Raw genomic sequence first — 20,689 nt, 5'->3', positions numbered from 1 at the left:
ATCAACGCACCGGTGAGGCGGGTTGGACGTCCTGCGTCTCGCTGCGCTGCGGGTTGCGGATCGACGGGCGTAACCGCGCGAGGCTGCACAGGCCCGCGACCAGCGCCAACCCCGCGGCGACCAGCGGCGGCGTGCTGCTCGCGCCGACGCCGAATGCGAGTAGCGCCGCAACCAGCGTCGCGCCGGTCGTCTGCCCCACCAGCCGCACCGTGCTGACCAGCCCGCCCGCCGCCGCTGCGCGCTCGCGCGGGGCGGATCCGATGATCAGGCGTGCATTGGGCGGCAGGAACGTGCCGAACCCCGATCCGCACAGCGCCATGCGCCATGCAATGTCGAAATAGCTAGGGTCGGCCGGCATATAGGCGAGGAGCGCGAGCGCGGTGATCGAGATCGCCATCCCGATCCCGCCGAGCAGGCCAGCGGGCACGCGGTCGGACAACCAGCCGGCGAGCGGCGCGACGATCATGTTGGTCAGCGGCCACGGTGCGATCGCCGCGCCGACCTCCGCGGCCGAGAAGCCATAAGCGTGGGTGAGCCGGAACGGCGTCGACAGCAGCAAGGTCATCGAAGCAGTGAACGCTGTGAATGCACCGATCGCCGACAGCGCGATCACCGGGCGGCCGAGCAGGTCGATCGGCAGGATCGGGCTCTCCGCACCGCGCTCGCGCCGGACGAAATAAACGCCGACGACGATACCCAGCAGCACGATGGCGCCCGACACCACCGGGCTGTCCCCGTGGACCGCGCTCTCCAGCCCACCGATCACCAAACCGAACATCGCCGCGCACATCACCGCACCGGCAAGATCGAAGTGGCGGTCGCGCGGCGGCGGGTTGGGCAGCGCGCGTCCGAGCACGAGCGAGCCGATCGCGAACGGAATCGCGCTGGCGAACACCCATGGCCACGGCGCCACCGCGAGCACGAGGCCACCGATCGTCGGCGCCGCCGCGGCCGAGCTCGACACGATCACCGAATTGATGCCGAGCCCGCGGCCCAGTTGCTTCGTCGGATAGGTCTGGCGGATCAGCGCGCTCGCCACCGCCAGCGCGCCCGCCGCGCCGATCGCCTGCGCCGCGCGCACCACCAGCAGGAACGGCAGGCTTTTGGCGGAAAAGCATAGCAAGGTCGCGACGGTGAAGATCAACTGGCCAAGCTGGTACATGCGCTTCAGCCCGATCCGCTCGCCAAGCCCCGCGAACGGCAGCATCAGCATGACGAGCATCAACTGATAGACCGTGACGATCGAGACGACCGAGCTGGAGGTGACCCCTAGGTCGCGCGCGATCGTCGGCAAGGCGACGTTCGCCACGCCGCCATCGATGATAACCAGCGCGGTACCGAAGCACAGCGCCGCGATCGCGGCGAAACGCCGGGGTGTCGGCAAACCGTCGGGCTGCTCGGGGACAGGGGGATTACGCTCCATTGCCCTGCCAATGCCGCAGCGTCACAATGGTGCCAAGCTGTACGGAGCACTGAATGATCCTGCTTTCCCTCGCAATGGTTGCGGCCGCCCAGGCGACCACCCACAACAAGCCGATGACGAAACCTGCCGCGGCCACGCCCGCCTCGACCCCCGCCGTCCAGAATGACGATCCCTACATCTGGCTGGAGGACAAGGACGGGGCGAAGCCGCTCGCCTGGGTAGCGGCGGAAAATGCGCGCACGCTGCCGCGGCTGCAGAACGATCCCCGTTACAAGCAATTCTACGCCGAGGCGCTGGCGATCGCGTCGGCGAAGGACCGGATCGCGATGCCGATGCAACTGCACGGCCGCCTCTATAATTTCTGGCGCGACGCCGATCATCCGCAGGGTGTGCTGCGCTGGACGACCAAGCAGGGCTATGCCGCGAGCGAGCCGGCCTGGACGATCGCGCTTGACCTCGACGCGCTCAGCCGGACCGAGAACAAGAAATGGGTTTGGAAGGGGCTGACCTGCCTCGAACCGGACGAGCGTCGCTGCCTGGTGGCGCTGTCGGAGGGCGGCGAGGACGCGGTGACCTACCGCGAGTTCGATCTGGAAACCGGCGCGTTCGTGGCGAACGGTTTCAATCTGCCGACCTCGAAGCAGGGTGCCGACTGGATCGATGCCGACACGCTGATCGTTTCTCGCGATTGGGGTCCGGGTACGATGACCGGCTCGGGCTACCCCTTCGTCGTCAAACGCGTGAAGCGTGGCCAGCCGCTGTCGCAGGCTGAGGAAATCTATCGCGGCAAGCCCGAAGACCAGCTCGGCACCTACGGCATGGTGATGGAGGATGGGTCGGGCAACCGCGTCGTCATGGTGCAGCGCCGCCCGACCTTCTTCGGCGGCGAGACGTTGGTCGAGCATGACGGCAAGCTGGTGAAGCTCGACGTACCCGCCCGCACGTTCGCGAGCGGCATGGTCGACGGGCACGTCATCTTCGAGACGAGCGATCCCTGGGGCGCGATCCCCGCAGGCGCCATCGCCTCGGCCCCGCTCGGTGAGGTGGTGAAGGGCCGCTTCACGCCGCAGCTCGTCTTCGCGCCGACCCCGCGTCAGTCGGTCGACCGCGTGACCACCACGCGCGGTCACGTGATCGCCAGCGTGTACGACAACGTGCGCGGCCGCGCGATCGTGTTCACGCACGGCGCGGGCGGGTGGACGCAGCGCCAGCTCGCCTTGCCCGACAATGCGTCGGTCGGCGTCGCGAGCGCGACCGATCACAGCGACGACGCCTATCTGACCGTCACCAGTTTCCTTGCTCCCACGACCTTGTGGTCGGCGTCGGCGAACGGCACCGCCGCGCCGCAGCAGGTGAAGGCGCTGCCCGCGCGCTTCGATGCGTCCGGGCTCGTGTCCGAACAGTTCGAGGCGGTATCGAGCGACGGGACGAAGATCCCCTATTTCGTCGTCCGTGCCCGGAACGCGCCACTCGACGGCAGCACGCCGACGCTCATGACGGCGTACGGCGGTTTCCAGTCATCGATGACACCCAGCTACGCCGCACTTACGGGCAAGCTGTGGCTGGAGCGCGGCGGCGCCTATGTGCTCGCCAACATCCGCGGTGGTGGCGAGTTCGGTCCGGCATGGCACGATGCGGGACGCAAGACCAAACGTCAGATCATCTACGACGATTTCGCCGCGGTCGCGCGCGACCTGTTCGCGCGGCGGCTCACCAGTCCGGCGAAGCTCGGTATCTACGGTGGCTCGAATGGCGGCCTGCTGATGGGGGTCGAGTTCAACCAGCACCCCGACATGTGGAGGGCGGTGACGATCCAGGTGCCGCTGCTCGACATGATTCGCTACGAACAGATCGCGGCGGGCGCGTCGTGGGTCGACGAATATGGTTCGGTGAGCGTGCCCGAGGAGCGCGCGTTTCTCCAGAAGATCTCGCCGTACCAGAACCTCAAGCGCGGCGTGACCTATCCCGAGCCGTACATCTGGACGACGACCAAGGACGATCGCGTCGGCCCGCAGCACGCGCGCAAATTCGCCGCGCGAATGAAGGAATATGGACTGCCCTACCTGTTCTACGAGGACACCGCCGGCGGTCACTCGGGCGATGCCGACATCGAGCAGGGCGCACGGCTCAACGCGCTGCAGATGACCTATTTCGCGCAGAAGCTGATGGTGCCGCCGGCGGCGAAATGATCGACACCGTGCGGCGAGCGGCGGAAACCCGCCGTTTCGTCGCACGTTCTTGCTGCACCGCAGCGAGTGCGGCTATGATAGGTGAATGACGTTGACCATCAGTGAGGATCGCCCCGTTGCGGCTATTCCGGACACGATGCCGCTCGTGTTCGAAGCCATCGTGAAGCAGCAGGCGATCGCGGCCAGTTACAATCGCGGCGCGGTGACGCTCGCGCCGCATATCGTCTACACCAAGCATGGCGAAATCTACCTCGACGCGCTGACCCTCGAACGTGACGGTCAGCCGCCGCGCGAGGCGAAGATCGGCGCGTTCAAGCTGACCGGGCTGACCGGGCTGCGCGTCACGCCCCGGCGTTTCGCGGCAAGCGCGCTGTTCGATGCGAAGGACGGCAAGTACGACGGAGTGACGCTGCTCGCGATCGAGCAGTGAGCGAGACGACGGCCCGGCGGGTCGGGCGATGGCTCCTCATCGGCTTCTACGGGCTTGCCGGGATCGGCCATCTCTATTTCACGCAGGCGATGGTGCGGATCGTGCCTGGGTGGGTACCGCAGCCGCGCTTGGTCGTGCTCGCGACCGGCATCTGCGAGTTGATCGGTGCGGTTGCGCTGACCACCCACCGATTCCGTCGCTTGGCCGGCTGGGCGCTCGCCGCTTACGCCTTGTGCGTCTGGCCCGCCAACGTCCAGCACGCAATGCAGGATCTGTCGCACGGCACGGGGCTGCCGCTCTGGTATCACGCACCGCGGCTCGCATTGCAGCCGCTCATTCTCTGGTGGGCGCTGTGGGCGAGCGGCGCTGTGCGTGTCAGGTCAGCGCGCTGAGCAACTCTTCTTTCGACATCGTCGATCGTCCGGGAATATCGCGCTTCTTCGCCTCTGCGTAGAGCTCCGCCTTGGTCCGGTGGTCGCGTGCCGAGCGGGTCTTGTCGGCGACGTCCTTGGGCTGGGCTGAGAATTGTTTGCCCTTCTTGGTGTCGGCGCGCTTCTTCGCGGTGGTGCGCTGATAGTCCTCGTCGCTCAGCTTCTCGCGTGCCTTCTTCGGCAGATAACGCTCGCCGGTCTTGCCGCTCTCCTTGCCCGATTTGGTGCCCCAATCCTCCTCGGTCCATTCGTGGAGCGAATTGTGCTCGTCCTGCTCGCCGACATAACCGCCGCCGCGCTTCTTATACTCCTGAACCGCCATCTGCGCCTTGCGCGCGGACCATTGGCCCTTCTTCCCGCCCTTTGCGCCGGCGGTGATCTCGTCCTTGACCTTTTCCCATAGCTTTGGATCGGACTTCTCGGCAGTCTCGGACATGCGGCACCTCCGTCGCCCACAACGTAGGTGACGTGCGACGGGATGCGCACGACTGAAATAAAGCCCGAAGCGGGATTATGCCGGCCGGAACGGCTCAGGTGATCGAGACGAAGCTGTCCATCACGCGCTTGCGCCCGGCCTGCTCGAAATCGATCTCGAGCTTGTTGCCCTCGATCTCCGCGATCGAACCGTAGCCGAACTTCTGGTGAAACACGCGCTGACCGAGCGAAAGGTCGCTACGTCCCTTGTTGCCGATGCTGACCGCGCTCGCGCGGCTCTCGACTACACGGGCGGGCTCGCGGGTGAAGGTACGGCTGGTCCACTCGCCGCCAGGCTTGGCACCGAGCGTGCCGGCGGCGCGTTGCCAGCCGGGACCGCGGCCGGTGCCGCGCGACACATCGGCGAACGGATCGGCGCGCTCGGTCCAGTTCGCACGCCACAGGCTCTCGCCACCCGACATCGTGGTTTCGCTATCGATGTGATCCTGCGGCAGCTCGCCGACGAAACGCGACGGGATCGAGCTGGTCCACTGGCCGTAGATGCGGCGGTTGGCGGCGTGGAAGATGACTGCCCGGCGTCGCGCGCGCGTGATCGCGACGTAAGCCAAGCGGCGCTCCTCCTCCAGGCTGCGCGTCCCGCCCTCATCGAGTGCGCGCTGCGACGGAAACAGCCCCTCTTCCCAGCCGACGAGGAACACGGTGTCATATTCCAGCCCCTTGGCGGCATGGATCGTCATGATCGTGATCTTGGGGTCCTCGCGCGTCGCCTCGTTATCCATGACGAGGCTGACGTGTTCGAGGAACGCGCCGAGATCCTCATACTCCTCCATCGCGCGGACGAGCTCGGACAGGTTCTCCAGTCGCCCGGCGGCCTCGGTCGTCTTCTCGGCCTGGAGCATCGCGGTGTAGCCGCTCTCATCGAGCAATTGCCGGGCGAGTTCGGGATGCGGCAGGTCGCGCGCCATGTCGCGCCAGCGCGCAACGTCGCCGACGAAACGGCCGAGCGACTTGCGCGCCTGCGGCGTCAGCTCGTCACTGTCGAGGATGCGCGCGGCGGCGAGACTGAGCGGCAGCCCCTCGGCACGCGCGAGCTGATGGAGCTTCGCCACCGCCTTGTCGCCCAACCCGCGCTTGGGCACGTTGACGATCCGCTCGAACGCGAGGTCGTCGGCGGGCTGGTTGACGATGCGCAAATAGGCGAGCGCGTCGCGGATCTCCGCGCGCTCGTAGAAGCGGAAGCCGCCGACGATGCGGTAGGGCAGGCCGACCGAGATGAAGCGGTCTTCGAACTCGCGTGTCTGGTGCTGCGCGCGCACGAGGATGGCGACGTCGTCGAGGCTCTTGCCCGCACGCTGGCACGATTCCACCTCGTCGGAGACGCGGCGTGCCTCTTCGGGGCCGTCCCACACGCCGATGACGCGCACCTTCTCGCCGGCATCGAGCTCGGTCCAGAGCTGCTTGCCGAGCCGCCCGCCGTTGTTCGCGATCACGCCCGAGGCCGCGCCGAGGATGTGCGGGGTGGAGCGGTAATTCTGTTCGAGCCGGATCACCTTGGCGCCGGGGAAATCCTTCTCGAACTTGAGGATATTCTCGACCTGCGCGCCGCGCCACGAGTAGATCGACTGGTCGTCGTCGCCGACGCAGCAGATGTTGCGCCGCTCCTGCGCGAGCAGGCGCAGCCAGAGGTATTGGACCGAGTTGGTGTCCTGATACTCGTCCACCATGATGTAGCGGAAGCGCTGCTGATATTGCTCCAGCGCCTCACGATTGCTTTTCAGGATGGTCAGGACGTGGAGCAGCAGGTCGCCGAAATCGCAGGCGTTCACCGCCTTCAACCGCGCCTGATACTGCTCATACAGCTCGCCGCCGCGGCCGTTGGCGTAGCGCTCGCTCTCGCCCGCGTCGATCTCGCGCGGGGTCAGGCCCTTGTTCTTCCACTCGTCGATCAGCCCGGCAAGGCTGCGGGCGGGAAAGCGTTTCTCGTCGATATCGGCGGCAACGATCAACTGCTTGAGCAGGCGGAGCTGGTCGTCGGTATCGAGAATGGTGAAATTGGATTGCAGCCCGACCAGTTCGGCATGGCGGCGCAGCATCTTGGCGCCGATCGCGTGGAATGTGCCGAGCCACGGCATCCCCTCCACCGCGTCGCCGACGAGCCGGCCGACACGCTCGCGCATCTCGCGCGCGGCCTTGTTGGTGAAGGTGACCGACAGGATCTCCGACGGCCAGGCGCGACGCGTATAGAGCAGATGCGCGAGGCGCGCGGTCAATGCCGCGGTCTTGCCGGTGCCCGCGCCCGCCAGGACGAGTACCGGGCCGTCGGTGGTCAGCACCGCGTTGCGCTGCGGCGCGTTGAGCCCGGATAAATAGGGCGGTTCAGCAATCTGCGTATCGGTCACGAGGTCCACGTAGGCAGGGTTGCCGCGCCGCGCAATCCACGAGAACGAACGCGGAACGCTGCGTTCCCGACACGCTGCCGGCAATCGCAGCGGCGCTGCTGTTTCCACTACCTGCCCGGGCGACCCGACGGTGTCACGCATCGGTGCGGCTGCCAGCCCTGTCATCAAAACGTCACGGCGAAGGAACAGGAGCAGTAACCTATGGCAAGCACCGTCCTCGCCTCGCCCGAGTCCACGCAGCCATCGCGTGCGGTGGACCTGGACCGACCCGCCCATCCGATCGCCCGCGTGGTTTTCGCAGGCCTGGTGGTCGCCGGCTTCGCTTACGCCGGGGTCAGCGTGTTCCTAGACACCCAGCAGGTCGGCGAGCAGCTCGCGACCGGCGTGTTCCTGTTCCTCGGCCTCGCGTTGCTGATCGCGCTCGGCTTCGAATTCGTGAACGGCTTCCACGATACCGCCAACGCGGTCGCGACGGTCATCTACACCAACTCCATGCCCGCCAATCTGGCGGTGATGTGGTCGGGCTTCTTCAATTTCCTTGGTGTCATGCTGTCGTCGGGCGCGGTCGCTTATTCGATCGTGACGCTCTTGCCGGTCGATCTGATCTTGAACGTCGGCTCGGGCGCGGGGTTCGCGATGATCTTCGCGCTGCTGCTCGCCGCGGTGATGTGGAACCTCGCGACCTGGTATGTCGGCCTGCCGAATTCGTCGAGCCACACACTGATCGGATCGGTGCTGGGCGTCGGCCTCGCCAACCAGTTGCTCCACCGCGGACCCGGCGGCACCTCCGGGGTCGACTGGAGCCAGGCGACCAAGGTGCTGTCCGGGTTGCTGATGGCGCCCGTCATCGGCTTCGTCGCGGCGGCGTTGATGCTGCTGGTGCTCCGCGCGGTGGCTCGTAATCCGACGCTGATGCAGTCGCCCGAAGGCGACGCGCCGCCACCGCGTGGCATCCGCGCGCTGCTGGTGTTCACCTGCACGGCAGTGTCGTTCAGCCACGGCTCCAACGACGGGCAGAAGGGCATGGGGCTGATCATGCTGATCCTGATCGGCTGCGCGCCCACCGCTTACGCGCTCAACCGCACCTTGCCGGCCAGCGAAACGCCCGCCTTCTACGCCAGCGCCGATGCAGCCGCACGCGTGCTGGCAAGCCACGGCGCCGCGCCGGTGCCGCTCGCCCGCGCGCGGCCGGTGCTGGTCGACGCGCTGTCGCATCGCCGCGTCGATACGCCGGCCGCTTACGGAGCCGCGATCGCGGTCTCGCGCGACGTGGCGGGCCGCGTCGCGAGCTACGGATCGCTCGACCGCGTGCCCGCAGAGGCGACGCCCAACCTTCGCAACGACATGTACCTAGTGCTCGATGCGACGCGCATGATCGGCAAGGACGCCGACAAGCACGGCTTCTCAAACGCGGAGACCGCGCGGCTCAAGGACTATCAATCACGCCTGGAAGCAGGGACGCGCTACATCCCGCTATGGGTCAAGGTAGCGGTCGCGCTCGCGCTCGGGCTCGGAACGATGATCGGGTGGAAGCGGATCGTCGTCACCGTTGGCGAGAAGATCGGCAAGCAGCACATGACCTACGGAATGGGCGCCTCGGCCGAGCTGGTCGCGGCAGGCACCATCCTGGCGGCGGATCGCTTCGGCCTGCCGGTATCCACCACGCATATCCTGTCGTCGGGCGTCGCCGGCGCCTCGGTCGCGAGCGGGATGGGGTTGCAGCGTCGCACGTTGATCCAGCTCGCCGCGGCATGGATCATGACGCTGCCCGTCGCGATGCTGCTGTCCGGCGTGCTCTATTGGTTGCTGCTGCAATTGGTGGAGAGCGGCGCGTTCTGATCGAGCCGAGCGTAGCCGCGCTGCGGTAAAAACCGGGGCGGCCCGGATGGAGCCGCCCCGTAGTTCAGGGAAGGGATCGGACGAGGGGGATTGCCCGATCCACGCGGCGCCCAACAGGGGAGAAAAGCGCCGCATCAGCAGACCTAACGCCGCTGTGTTGCGCAGATGTTGCAGGCGAGCGCGATTTGGTGACCGCGGCGACATCTTGCACGTTGACGCCAGCCGCGGCGGCGGCCGATGACGCGGCATGACGCAACCCGCTTCCCACCGACGTATCCTGCTCGCCAGCCTGGTCGGCACGTCGGTCGAATTCTACGATTTCTACATCTACGCGACCGCCGTCTCGCTCGTGTTCGGGCCGTTGTTCTTCCCGGCGGGCGACGCCTCGGTGCAGTTGCTCGCCTCCTACGCCAGCCTCGCTGTCGCCTTTTTCGCGCGGCCGGTGGGCGCCTGGGCGTTCGGCCATTACGGCGACCGGATCGGACGCAAGTCGACCTTGGTCGCGAGCCTGATGCTCATGGGTGGCTCGACGCTCGCCATCGCTTTCCTGCCCACCTACGCGACTGCCGGCATGCTCGCGCCGATCCTCTTGTGCGTCCTTCGCTTCGGCCAGGGCTTTGGTCTTGGGGGCGAGTGGGGCGGGGCAGCGCTACTGGCGGTCGAGAATGCGCCGCCGGGCAAGCGCGGCCGTTACGGTACCGTGCCGCAACTCGGCGCGCCGGTCGGCTTCATCGCCGCCAACGGGCTGTTCCTGGTGCTCGGGCTGGTGATGACGCCTGCGCAGTTCCTTGCGTGGGGCTGGCGCGTGCCGTTTCTGCTGTCGGTGATCCTCGTTGGTCTGGGACTGTGGGTGCGGTTGAAGATCAGCGAAACACCCGCGTTTGCCGCGATGATCGAGGAAGGACCGCCGCCCTCGGTGCCGATGGGAGAACTGCTGCGGCAGCACTGGCGACGCACGCTCGGCGGGACGTTTGGCGCCATCGCCTGTTTCGCGGTCTATTACATCGCGACGGCCTTCGCGCTCGGCTACGCGACCAAGATGCTGGGCGTGAACACGCAACTGTTCCTCAGCCTCCAGCTCGCGGCGATCCTGTTCATGGCCGCGGGCATCGCGCTGTCGGGTATGTGGGCGGATCGCACGACGCCGGGGCATGTGCTCGCCTGGGGATGCGTCGGTGCAGTCGTCGCGGGCTTCGCACTGGTGCCGGGGCTCGGCTCGGGCTCGATCCCGGCGATGTTCGCGAGCCTGGCGTTCGCCCTCTTCGTGATGGGGTTCGTGTACGGCCCGCTCGGCGCGTGGTTGCCTGGCCTGTTCCCCGCGCGCGTGCGCTACACCGGGGTGAGCCTGTCGTTCAACATGGCCGGCATCATCGGCGGTGGCCTCACGCCTGTTGCGGCGCAGGCGCTGGTTGCGCGTGGCGGGTTGCTGCTGGTCGGCGGTTATCTGGCGGCGCTCTCCTTGCTCAGTCTCGCCGCACTGCTCCTGATGCGCGAAGCCAGCGCCCGTGCGACCACGCCGCTGCCGACGGTCTGAAGCTCAGGCCTCCCGGCGCAGGATCGTCAGACGCGCGCGGCCGTACTGCCGCTCGGCATCAACCGCGAAGCCGGCGAGCGCGACGGCTTCTCCACGTCCGGTCTCGATCGTCAGCCAGGTTGCCGGCCCGATCCACCCGAGCCGCGCCAGCTTGTCCGCCGCCACCGCCCCAGCGCCCGAGGCATAGGGCGGGTCCATCATCACGACATCGAGCGGCGCTGGTGCGGGTCCTAACGCCAGCACCGAACCCGCGCGAATATGGGCGCGTGATCCAGCGGCCAAGGTCGCGACATTGGCACGCAGCGCATCCAGCGCCGCGCGATCCTGTTCGACGAACAGGCACGACGCCGCGCCGCGTGACAAGGCTTCAAGTCCCAACGCGCCCGAGCCGGCGAACAGATCGGCCACGCTCAACCCGTCAAAGCTGCCGACCCGGCTCGCCAACATCGAGAAAAGCGCCTCGCGCGTCCGGTCGGCGGTTGGGCGGGTCGTATCGCCCTTCGGCGCGACGAGCGCGCGCCCGCGCCATTCGCCTGCGATGATCCTCACTTGCGCGGCTTTCCGGTGCGCGGGCCCGTTTTCGGCTTCGGTTTGGCCCAGCCGGGCTTGCGCTGCAGCTTGACCGGCCGCTGCGCGGTATCCTCGTCGCTTGGGCGAGATGTGTCCGGCGCGCGCGAGCCCTGCAGTCGCACCCCGCCACGTTGCGGTAAAGCAGCGTCGCGGGTCATCCCGGTAACAGGCGAGCGGGTGCGCTGTGGTGTTTGTTCGTGCATCGCGCCGCGCGCGGGGCGGGGGCTTCTAGGTGCATCGGTGCTCACAGCACCAGCGCTTCGTGGACCCGAGCGGGTGGCGCGCTCGCCATTGCCGATGCTGCTTCCCCCCGCGCGATCTGGACGGATGCGAGCAGCAATGTTCTCAGGTCCGGGGCCGAACTTGTCGCGTTTTCCTGATGCAGGGTCGCCGCGACGGAGCCGGCGATCGGGCTCGGAAACGCTCGTGCGGCGCGTCGCCGCGGCGGGATCGTAGCCGCTGTCTGCACTTGAAAATCCGGCGGCGTTGCCGGCGGGCCTCACAGTGCGCGAGTTGGTGGTGCGGCGCAGCGCGGGTGCGGAGATGGTGGTTGCTGCATCGGTCTTGCCGCGGCTTCCGACCTTGAGCGACTGACGAAAGGCGACCAGATCAGCCACGCGCACCTCGCCGATCGCGCCGACCGGCAGGTCGCCCATGACGAAGGGTCCGTAGCGCGTCCGGATCAGGCGGCTGACCTGAAGACCCAGATATTCCAGCACACGCCGCACTTCGCGGTTCTTGCCCTCGGTCAGGATCATCTCGACCCAGACGTTGGCGCCGGTGCGGCGTTCCAGATTGGCGTCGATGCTGCCGTAGCGCACCCGCTCGATCTCGACGCCGTCGATCAACTCCTCCAACTGCGCTTGCGTCACGTCGCCGTAGGCGCGCGCGCGATAGGCGCGCTCGACGCCGGTCGAGGGCAGCTCGAGCTGCCGCTTGAACTCGCCATCGGTGGTGAGCAGCAGCAGCCCTTCGGTGTTCAGGTCGAGCCGCCCGACCGGCACCAATCGCGGCAGGTCGGCGGGTAGGCGATCGTAGATCGTCGGGCGTCCGGCGGGATCACGCGCCGCGGTCAGGTAACCCGCGGGCTTGTGGAACAGGAACAATCGCGTCGGCTCGGCGGCAGCGACCGGGGCACCATCGACCGTCACGCCGTCGAGCGTCGCGAGCAAGGTCGCGGGCGTGTCGATTATGCTGCCGTTCACGGCGACGCGACCGTCGGCGATCATCCGCTCGACATCGCGCCGCGACGCGACACCCGCGCGCGCGAGCAATTTGGCGATACGGTGTTGCGCGGGTTGGTCGGCCATGTGCGCGGCTTAACGCTGCTTGGTCGAGCACTGTCAAATATTTGCGACCGAATTCATCCTTTTGCGTTGTGCGTCCGTAACGATGGAAGCCAACCCATGTTGTTCGGACGAAAGCAGCGTTTGATCTCCCGCCTGCTTGTCGTGGAAGACGAGCCGCTGATCGCGTTCGATACCGAGCGGATGCTGCGCGAGAACGGTTATGAGGTGCTGGCGACCGTTGATCGCGTGGCGGACGCGCGCGCGCTGCTGTCGCGCGACACCGTCAACGTCGATCTGATCCTCGCCGACGTGCGGCTCGCCGATGGCAGCGGCGTCGAGGTCGCGCGTGCGGCAGCCGCGCGTGACGTGCCGGTCATGTTCGTGACCGGAACCTGCCCACCCGAGGCGCGCTCGCTCGCGATCGCGTTCCTCGCCAAACCCTATCTGGAGCGCGACCTGTTGAACGCGATCGAGGCGGTCGACGCGGTCAAGGCCGGGCGGCAGACCAAGCGCTTGCCGCACGGCTTCGAACTGTTCGTGACCGCCACCTGACACATCACAGGAAGCGCTCGACCTGATCGTGGAACTGGCGGATGCCGGCCTCAAGCGTGCCCAGCGTGACCTGTTTCACCGCACCCGATGCGAGACCCTGCTGGCCCAGCGCCGCGGCGCGGAAGTCCTCGCTCGCAAAAACGCCGCCGTCGAGCAGGTTCCAGCTTTTCTCCCAATGGTGGCGCGCCTTGTCGGTCACGGGCGGTTCGGGGATCAGCATGAAATCCTCGACGAGCACCCGGTCGTGCGACTGCGGCATCAACACCATCAGGTTGACGTAGTCCGGACTGACGATCAGCACCGTGCCCGGGAACATCTGATAGGTGTAGGTGATCGCCGAGCGCAGCGTCGGCCAGTCGGCGGCGCGCACCGCGGCTTCGTCGACCTCGCGTCCGACCGCCGATCGCTGGTGCGGCCCGATCGTGTCCGCGGATACCACACCGTCCTTGAAAAATGGCCCGATCGTCGCCGCATGGAGCCGGGCGACGTGGTAGCTTTCGAGGAATGCGTCCATAATGAGCTTCCAATTGGCGGCAACATCATGCGTCCGGCGACGGAACAGGTGCATGTGGCTGAGCCCGAACGCATCGAAGTCGGCGCCGAGCGCGTCCGGCTCGGCGAAATCCGCGGCCTCGTCGAACGAGAACCAGATCAACCCACCCGCGTCGCGCGTCGGCAGGCGTTTGAGCGCGAGCGCGTCCTTGTCGATGCCGGGGAAGGTATCGGGGCGGGGCAGGCCGATGAGCCGACCGTCGAGCGCGTAGCTCCAGGCGTGATACGGACAGACCAGCCGCGACGCGCAGACTGGTTCGCTCCCCTCCACCAGCCGCGTGCCGCGATGCTGACACACGTTGAGGAAGACGTGCGCCTGCCCCTGCTTGTCGCGCGTGACGAGCAGGGGCTTGCCGAACCCGTCGTGCGGAACCGCGGTGCCCGGTTCCGCCACCAGCGCGGATGGCGCGATCACCAGCGGCACGCGCGCGAAGATGCGCGCCTGTTCGGCCAGGTGGCGCGCAGGATCGGTGTAGGCGGCGGCATCGACGTGGGTGATCGCGGCCTCGCGGCGGCGTCCACCATCGGCGAGCATCTGTGCCAGCGCGAGCTGGCCCGGCGTGGGGCGTAGCGCCCCGGCGGGTGCGTCCATGGCTTACCTCTCCGTCTTTTGCCGCTAGTGTTCGGCAAAAGTCGCGTGGGAGCAAGTGATGGCGGCAACGCCGGGCAAGATCGATATCGAACGGCGGACGTGGTGGGACGGGGTCAGACCCTATACGGAACGCGCGCCGCTCGCGTCACTGGCGCTGGGCGTGTCATCGGCGTTCGCGCTGACGATGATCACCAGCACGCTGGCGAGCCGGCTCGCGGAGGCGGGGATCGACAAGAAGAGTGTGACCGCCTTCGCCCTGGTCATCCTCGCGTACAATCTCAAATTCCTGTGGGCCTGGGTGATCGAAGGCGTGCGCCTGCCGATCCTGGGTCGATTGGGGCAGCGTGTGTCGTGGCTGATCCTGCTGGCGGCGTGCACCATGGCGGCGGCGATCAATCTCGGGCTCGCCGATCCGCGCGTGTCGCTGGCGCAAACGGCGTCGGCGGCGATCCTGCTCGGCATCGCCGGCGCCAGTTTCGACATCGTCATCGATGCGTACCGCATCGAGCTGCTCGAACCGCGACAACTGGGTGTCGGGTCGGGGATGGGGCAATATGGCTGGCGCATCGGATCGGCCGCGCTCGGCTCGCTCGCGTTGCTGGTCGCGGATCGGGTCAATTGGGAGGCAGCTTATTTCGTCAGCTGCGCCTTTGCGCTGCCCGCGGTGATCACCGCCTTGGTGATGGGTGAACCGCAGCGTCATCGTGAAGCCGTGCGCGACACGGCGGGACGGCGTCCGCTCGGTGACCTGGCCCGCGCCGTCGTCGGGCCGTTCGCGGAGTTCTTCCGCCGCCCGGGTGCGGTGATCATCCTGTTGTTCATCCTGTTCCACAAGATCGGCGACACGCTCGCCAACCTGACATTGCGGCTGCTGTTCAACGATCTCGGGTTCAGCAAGAGCGAGATCGCGCTCTACGATGTCGGCGTCGGCTTCTGGGCGCTGCTGGCGGGCGTCTTCGTCGGCGGGATCATGTACGCACGGATGGGGTTGAAGCGCTCGGTGCTGGTCAGCCTGATCTTGATGGCGGTCTCCAACATCAGTTTCGCGGCGCTCGCGGCGGCAGGCCACTCGAACGCGGGAATGGCCGGGGCGATCGGCTTCGAAAATTTCGCCAGCGGGATCGGCGGCGTCACGGTGATCGCCTATTTCTCCGCACTGACCGACCTGCGCTTCACCGCGAGCCAATATGCGCTGATCTCGGCGGCGGCGAGCATCGTCGGACGCATCCTGACGGGTACCACTGCGGGCGCGCTGGTGGAGCGGTTCGGCTACGTCGATTTCTACCTGCTGACGACTGTTCTCGCACTGCCGGGTGTGGTGCTGTTCTGGTGGATGAGCCGATCGGGCTTGATCGATCGCTCGGTCGGCAGCGCCGGCATCGCGGGGCCGGGCGACGCGCGCGACGGTGCTCCCGTGTGACGCGCGTGCGCTGAAGCAAGGCTTGCCACGCGCACCCGAGCACAATCGGAATCTATTTAGCGCGGTAGCTCGTCATTCAGGGCGAGCACTGCGCCCGCTAGATACAACGAGCCTGCGATCAGCACCGGCGACTTCGTTACCGCGCCCGTAGTGCGCGAGACGATCTCCATCGCATGTGTCACACCGTCTGCCTCATCGGTCTCGGTGACGCCCAACTCCCTTGCGACCGCCACAAGCGCCGCGGGGGAGTGAGCAGCGTGATCGGGCACGGAAACGCCGACCACCCGCTTCAGCAAGGGCGCGAGCGGTCGCAGGAAGCCAACCGCGTCCTTGTTGGCGAGCATGCCCAGGATCAACGTCAGATCGTCGGTGACGCCGAGCTGCGGCAGGGCGCGGGCAAGCGCTTCGCCTGCGGATGCGTTATGGCCACCATCAAGCCACACGGGAGCATTTCTCGGCCCGAGATCGACCAGCGGCCCGGAAGAAAGACGTTGCAGACGTGCGGGCCAGAAGGTTCGCTGCGCGGCAATCGCAAGCGCGTCGTCTAGAACATCCAGCGTTCGTTGATGACGCAGCATCGCCGCTGCGAGTGCGAGGTTGTCGGCTTGATGTGAGCCGTGAAGCCTCGGCAGAGGCAACGTCATCGAGCCTTGTACGTCGCAGTAGCGAAGCGTTTCGTGTTGGCGGATTGCGTCCCACGCCTCGCCTTGAACCTGCAGAATGGCCCCGCGCTCGGCGGCTTCCGCCGCGATCACCGACGCGATCTCCGCCGGGTAGGACATGGTGACGAGCGGGACGTCGCGCTTGGCGATGCCTGCCTTCTCGCGTGCGATCAGCGGCAAGGTGTTGCCGAGGAACGCCTCGTGATCCAGTCCGAGCGCGGCGATGCCGCACGCCGCGGCGGTGGGAAGCACGTTGGTCGCGTCGAGCCGACCGCCCAAGCCGACCTCGATCACGCACGCGTCGGCTGGCGTGCGAACGAAGCCGAGAAAGGCGGCAGCGGTCGTCACCTCAAAGAAGCTAGCGCCGATGTCGCCACTCACGTCGAGCACTTCGGCGAGCAGCGCAGCGAGCGCCGGATCGTCGATCAGCGTGCCCGATAGCCGGATACGCTCGTTGAAGCGGACGAGGTGCGGACTGGTATAGGCGTGGACGCGGTAACCGGCCGCTTCCAGCGCGCCACGCAGAAACGCGCAGGTCGACCCTTTGCCGTTGGTTCCGGCAACATGGAACACGGGCGGCAGATGGTGGTGCGGATCGCCGAGCCGCGCGAGCAAACGAGTGATACGCTCGAGCCCCAGCACGTCCGCGCCGGGTGAGAGCGCCCACAAGCGATCGAGTTGCGCCTGCACGGTGGGATCGGCGGAGCGGGCGTGGTCGGGCATGACGCGATGTCCGGATTACGGCGTCGGGAAAAGGAGCAGGCACCGCGCGGGACCGAGCCACCGCGGTGCCCCACGCGCGTCACGCTGCGGCGCTACGCTCCGCACAAAGGTAGCCGATCACATTGGCGAGGCGTTCGCGTAGCTCTTTGCGATGGACCACCATGTCGATCATCCCGTGTTCGAGATAATATTCGCTGGTCTGGAAATCGTCGGGCAGCTTTTCGCGGATCGTGTTCTCGATCACGCGACGCCCGGTAAAGGCGAGCGTCGCCTTGGGTTCGGCGATGTGGATGTCGCCGAGCATCGCATAGGCGGCCATGACACCGCCCGAGGTCGGATCGGTCAGCACGACGATATAGGGGAGGCCGGCGTCGTGAAGCATCTGGATCGCGACGGTGCTGCGCGGCATCTGCATGAGGCTCAGGATACCCTCCTGCATCCGCGCGCCACCCGAAGCGGTGAACACGACATAGGGGGCGTGATCGGCGATCGCCGCCTCGACGCCCTGGATGAAGGCTTCACCCACGGCCTGGCCCATCGAACCGCCCATGAAGGCGAAGTCCTGCACCCCGATCACGACCTTGCGTCCGTGGATCAACCCACGCGCGTTGACGAACGCGTCCTGCTCACCGGTGTCGGCACGTGCCGACTTCAGACGATCGACGTAACGCTTCGAATCGCGGAACTTGAGCGGATCCTCGGGTGCCTTGGGCGGGGCGAGCGGCTGCGCGGTGCCCTCGTCGAAGAGGTAGGCGAAGCGCTCGGCCGGCCCGATGCGATCGTGATGGTCGCACGTCGGACAGACATGGAGGTTCTCCTCCAGCTCCTTGGTGAACACCATCGTCCCGCAGCCCTTGCACTTGTGCCACAGGTTCTCGGGTGTCTGCTGCTTGCCCGCCGGAACGATCGAGGACAAGGCATTGCGAACGTTGCTCAACCAGCTCATCGTACTGCTTCCTTGCGGGCCGAGGCGAGCGCCTCCGACAGACCGCGAACATAAGTGGTGACATGCGTGGGCGCTTGCGAGCCGTACCGCGCCACGATCTCGACGATCGCCGAGCCGACGACGACGCCATCGGCGACCGCACCGATCTCGCGCGCCTGATCGGGGGTACGGACGCCAAACCCGACGGCGATCGGCACGTCGGTCGCCTGCTTCAATCGCGCGACCGCCTGTTCGATCGATGCCTGCTGCGCCTGTTGCAGGCCGGTGATACCGGCGACCGACACGTAGTAGAGGAAGCCCGAGGCACCGTTCACGACCTCGGGCAGCCGCGCGACATCGGTGGTGGGCGTGGCGAGACGGATCAGGTCCAGGCCTGCTTCGCGCAACGCGGGGCCGAGGGCATCATCTTCCTCGGGCGGCACGTCGACGCAGATCACGCCGTCGACACCCGCCTCGCGCGCGGCAGTGGCGAACCATTCGGCCCCGCGCCGTAGCATCGGATTGGCATAGCCCATCAGCACCAGCGGCACGTCCGGGTGACGCGCGCGAAATCCCGCCGCGATGCCGAGAATGTCCGCCGTTGTCGTGCCGCCATCCAGGCTGCGGATGTTCGCCGCCTGGATCGCCGGGCCATCGGCCATCGGGTCAGTGAACGGCATGCCGAGCTCGATCACGTCGGCACCGCCCGCGACCAGGGCGCCGAGGATCGCGGGCGTGGCGGCTACATCGGGGTCACCGGCAGTGACGAAGGTGACGAGCGCCGGCCGATCGGCGCGAAAGGCGTTGGACAGCCGCGTCATCAGATCGCCACTCCCAACGCCTCGGCGACGGTGAAGATATCCTTGTCGCCACGGCCGCACAGATTGGCGAGGATCATTTGATCCTGCTGCATTTCCTTTGACTTGGCGGCGACTGCGGCGATCGCATGAGCAGGTTCGAGCGCGGGAATGATCCCCTCGACACGGCACAACAGCTGGAATGCGTCGAGCGCCTCACGGTCGGTGATGCTGGTGTAGGTGACCCGGCCGATGTCCTTCAGCCAGGCATGTTCAGGACCGATGCCGGGATAATCGAGCCCGGCGGAAATCGAATGCGCCTCCGCGATCTGCCCGTCGTCGTCCTGCAACAGGTAGGTCTTGTTGCCGTGAAGCACGCCCGGAAAGCCGCCGGCGAGACTGGCAGCGTGCTTGGCTTCCAATCCTTCGCCCGCCGCTTCGACCCCGAGCATCTGCACGTCGGCGTCGTCGAGGAACGGGTGGAACAGGCCGATCGCATTCGAGCCGCCGCCGATCGCCGCGACGAGCAGGTCGGGCAGGCGGCCGGTGCGCGACAGCATCTGCGCGCGCGCCTCGCGCCCGATCACGCTTTGAAAGTCACGGACGAGTTCAGGATAGGGATGCGGGCCCGCCGCGGTGCCGATGATGTAGAACGTGTCATGCACGTTCGCGACCCAGTCGCGCAGCGCCTCGTTCATCGCGTCCTTGAGCGTGCGCGCCCCGCTCTCGACCGCGCGAACCTCGGCGCCGAGCAGCTTCATGCGGAAAACGTTGGGTGCCTGCCGCTCGACGTCCTTCGCGCCCATGTAGATGACGCAGGGAAGGCCGAAGCGCGCGCAGACGGTGGCGGTCGCGACGCCGTGTTGCCCCGCGCCCGTCTCGGCGATGATCCGGGTCTTGCCCATGCGGAGCGCGAGCAGGATCTGGCCGACGCAATTGTTGATCTTGTGCGCGCCGGTGTGATTCAGTTCGTCGCGCTTGAACCAGATTTCAGGCCCCATGCCGCCTGGCGCGCTGGCGCGCAGTGCCTCCGTCAGCCGCTCGGCGTGGTAGAGCGGGCTGGGGCGACCGACATAATGTTCGAGCAGGTCGTCGAACTGCGCCTGGAACGCCGGGTCCTGCTTCGCCGCGCGATACGCACGTTCGAGTTCGAGGATCAACGGCATCAGCGTCTCCGCGACATAGCGGCCACCGTAATCGCCGAAATGGCCGCGGCTGTCGGGTTGCTGGCGGAAGCTGTTGGGCGCGGGGACGGGTTCGGAGGTGAGGGTCATAGCTGGCGGACCGATTGAAGGAAGGCGGCGATCTTGTCCACGTTCTTGACGCCCGGTTCGGTCTCGACCCCTGACGAGGTATCGACCAGCGTCGCACCGGTACGCGCGACCGCCTCTGCCACATTGACTGCATCGATCCCCCCCGACAACGCCCAAGCAAGTGGCGGGCGAAAGCCGTCGAGCAGCGACCAGTCAAACCGTATTCCCATGCCGCCTGGTAGTGCGGCGTCCGCAGGTGTCTTGGCGTCGAACAACAGGCGATCAGCCGCCCCCGTATAGCTGTTCGCAACGTCGAGATCGCTGCGCGTCTTGACCGCTACCGCAGCCCAAGCCTCCGCACCCGTCATTCGCCGCAGATGTGCGACGCGTTCAGGCGCGGTTCGGTGAAGCTGGATCGCGGACAAGCGCGCGGTCTGCATGGCGCGGGTAATCGTCTCGTCATCGGGGGCGACGAACACCCCAACCCGCGCGACGTGATCGGGCACACGCGCAGCGAGCGCGGCGGCGTGGTCGAACGGCACATGTCGGGGCGAGGGCGGAAAGAAGACAAAGCCGACATGGCTCGCGCCGCCCGCGATCGCGGCATCGAGCGTGGCGGTGGTCGAAAGGCCGCAAATCTTGGCGGTGACTGGCATGGCGCGCGCCCTAGCAGC

The 20,689-nt window shown here is 67.0% G+C and carries 18 protein-coding genes; 7 read left to right on the top strand and 11 right to left on the bottom strand.

Annotation, left to right across the window (positions count from 1 at the left end):
- Position 1: 1 nt before the first annotated feature.
- Positions 2–1,423: an MFS transporter gene (locus tag Q0579_RS16610; RefSeq protein WP_298814404.1), complete on the bottom strand. Its 1,422-nt coding sequence runs from the start codon at positions 1,421–1,423 to the stop codon at positions 2–4.
- 113 nt (positions 1,424–1,536) lie between these two features.
- Here Q0579_RS16610 and Q0579_RS16605 point away from each other — a divergent pair, with 113 nt between their 5' ends.
- The 3 genes from Q0579_RS16605 (at position 1,537) to Q0579_RS16595 (ending at position 4,434) form a co-directional block, all read left to right on the top strand.
- The gene (locus Q0579_RS16605; protein WP_298814595.1) at positions 1,537–3,612 is read left to right on the top strand and encodes a prolyl oligopeptidase family serine peptidase; all 2,076 of its coding nucleotides are present in this window, start codon (positions 1,537–1,539) and stop codon (positions 3,610–3,612) included.
- 85 nt (positions 3,613–3,697) lie between these two features.
- Positions 3,698–4,042, top strand: a complete 345-nt coding sequence (locus Q0579_RS16600) for a hypothetical protein (RefSeq protein WP_298814401.1) — start codon at positions 3,698–3,700, stop codon at positions 4,040–4,042.
- The gene (locus Q0579_RS16595; RefSeq protein ID WP_298814398.1) at positions 4,039–4,434 is read left to right on the top strand and encodes a hypothetical protein; all 396 of its coding nucleotides are present in this window, start codon (positions 4,039–4,041) and stop codon (positions 4,432–4,434) included. Before Q0579_RS16600 ends, Q0579_RS16595 begins: the two co-directional genes overlap by 4 nt.
- Here Q0579_RS16595 and Q0579_RS16590 read toward each other — a convergent pair.
- Together Q0579_RS16590 and Q0579_RS16585 are read right to left on the bottom strand one after the other, a co-directional pair.
- Entirely contained in the window at positions 4,418–4,909 is a 492-nt protein-coding gene (locus tag Q0579_RS16590) for a hypothetical protein (protein ID WP_298814393.1), read from the bottom strand. The genes Q0579_RS16595 and Q0579_RS16590 overlap by 17 nt on opposite strands.
- A gap of 94 nt (positions 4,910–5,003) precedes the next feature.
- The gene (locus Q0579_RS16585) at positions 5,004–7,307 is read right to left on the bottom strand and encodes a UvrD-helicase domain-containing protein (protein WP_298814390.1); all 2,304 of its coding nucleotides are present in this window, start codon (positions 7,305–7,307) and stop codon (positions 5,004–5,006) included.
- A 201-nt stretch (positions 7,308–7,508) separates the two neighbouring features.
- Between Q0579_RS16585 and Q0579_RS16580 the strand changes: the two genes are divergently transcribed.
- Entirely contained in the window at positions 7,509–9,146 is a 1,638-nt protein-coding gene (locus Q0579_RS16580) for an inorganic phosphate transporter (protein WP_298814387.1), read from the top strand.
- A 247-nt stretch (positions 9,147–9,393) separates the two neighbouring features.
- Complete coding sequence (locus Q0579_RS16575) at positions 9,394–10,680, top strand: MFS transporter (protein ID WP_298814385.1); 1,287 nt, start codon at positions 9,394–9,396, stop codon at positions 10,678–10,680.
- Positions 10,681–10,683: 3 nt separating this feature from the next.
- Here Q0579_RS16575 and rsmD read toward each other — a convergent pair whose 3' ends face one another.
- Together rsmD and Q0579_RS16565 are read right to left on the bottom strand one after the other, a co-directional pair.
- On the bottom strand, positions 10,684–11,229 hold the full coding sequence (gene rsmD / locus Q0579_RS16570) for a 16S rRNA (guanine(966)-N(2))-methyltransferase RsmD (protein WP_298814383.1): 546 nt from the start codon (positions 11,227–11,229) through the stop codon (positions 10,684–10,686).
- Positions 11,226–12,560 (bottom strand): pseudouridine synthase, encoded by a 1,335-nt coding sequence (locus tag Q0579_RS16565; protein ID WP_298814381.1) that lies wholly within the window; start codon positions 12,558–12,560, stop codon positions 11,226–11,228. Before Q0579_RS16565 ends, rsmD begins: the two co-directional genes overlap by 4 nt.
- Before the next feature lie 96 nt (positions 12,561–12,656).
- Here Q0579_RS16565 and Q0579_RS16560 point away from each other — a divergent pair, with 96 nt between their 5' ends.
- On the top strand, positions 12,657–13,091 hold the full coding sequence (locus Q0579_RS16560; protein WP_298814380.1) for a response regulator: 435 nt from the start codon (positions 12,657–12,659) through the stop codon (positions 13,089–13,091).
- Between the two features lie 4 nt (positions 13,092–13,095).
- Here the strand turns inward: Q0579_RS16560 and Q0579_RS16555 are convergent, their stop codons facing one another.
- Positions 13,096–14,235 carry an aromatic ring-hydroxylating dioxygenase subunit alpha gene (locus tag Q0579_RS16555; protein WP_298814379.1) on the bottom strand — a complete coding sequence of 380 codons (1,140 nt, stop codon included), beginning with the start codon at positions 14,233–14,235 and terminating at the stop codon, positions 13,096–13,098.
- Between the two features lie 58 nt (positions 14,236–14,293).
- Here Q0579_RS16555 and Q0579_RS16550 point away from each other — a divergent pair, with 58 nt between their 5' ends.
- Positions 14,294–15,655, top strand: a complete 1,362-nt coding sequence (locus Q0579_RS16550) for an MFS transporter (RefSeq protein ID WP_298814377.1) — start codon at positions 14,294–14,296, stop codon at positions 15,653–15,655.
- 56 nt (positions 15,656–15,711) lie between these two features.
- Here the strand turns inward: Q0579_RS16550 and Q0579_RS16545 are convergent, their stop codons facing one another.
- The 5 genes from Q0579_RS16545 to Q0579_RS16525 all read right to left on the bottom strand — a co-directional run bounded on the left by Q0579_RS16545 (position 15,712) and on the right by Q0579_RS16525 (position 20,671).
- On the bottom strand, positions 15,712–17,040 hold the full coding sequence (locus Q0579_RS16545; protein ID WP_298814375.1) for a folylpolyglutamate synthase/dihydrofolate synthase family protein: 1,329 nt from the start codon (positions 17,038–17,040) through the stop codon (positions 15,712–15,714).
- Positions 17,041–17,119: 79 nt separating this feature from the next.
- Positions 17,120–17,986, bottom strand: a complete 867-nt coding sequence (gene accD / locus Q0579_RS16540) for an acetyl-CoA carboxylase, carboxyltransferase subunit beta (RefSeq protein ID WP_298814373.1) — start codon at positions 17,984–17,986, stop codon at positions 17,120–17,122.
- On the bottom strand, positions 17,983–18,786 hold the full coding sequence (gene trpA, locus Q0579_RS16535; protein ID WP_298814371.1) for a tryptophan synthase subunit alpha: 804 nt from the start codon (positions 18,784–18,786) through the stop codon (positions 17,983–17,985). The genes accD and trpA overlap by 4 nt, the downstream gene beginning before the upstream one ends.
- Positions 18,786–20,036, bottom strand: a complete 1,251-nt coding sequence (gene trpB / locus Q0579_RS16530) for a tryptophan synthase subunit beta (RefSeq protein WP_298814369.1) — start codon at positions 20,034–20,036, stop codon at positions 18,786–18,788. The genes trpA and trpB overlap by 1 nt, the downstream gene beginning before the upstream one ends.
- Positions 20,033–20,671 (bottom strand): phosphoribosylanthranilate isomerase, encoded by a 639-nt coding sequence (locus Q0579_RS16525; protein ID WP_298814367.1) that lies wholly within the window; start codon positions 20,669–20,671, stop codon positions 20,033–20,035. Before Q0579_RS16525 ends, trpB begins: the two co-directional genes overlap by 4 nt.
- Between the last annotated feature and the right edge of the window lie 18 nt (positions 20,672–20,689).

The organism is uncultured Sphingomonas sp., assembly GCF_936927845.1.
Taxonomy (GTDB): Bacteria; Pseudomonadota; Alphaproteobacteria; order Sphingomonadales; family Sphingomonadaceae; genus Sphingomonas.
The sequence above is the reverse complement of the archived record's forward strand: the minus strand, read 5'-3'. Positions and strand labels throughout refer to the sequence as shown.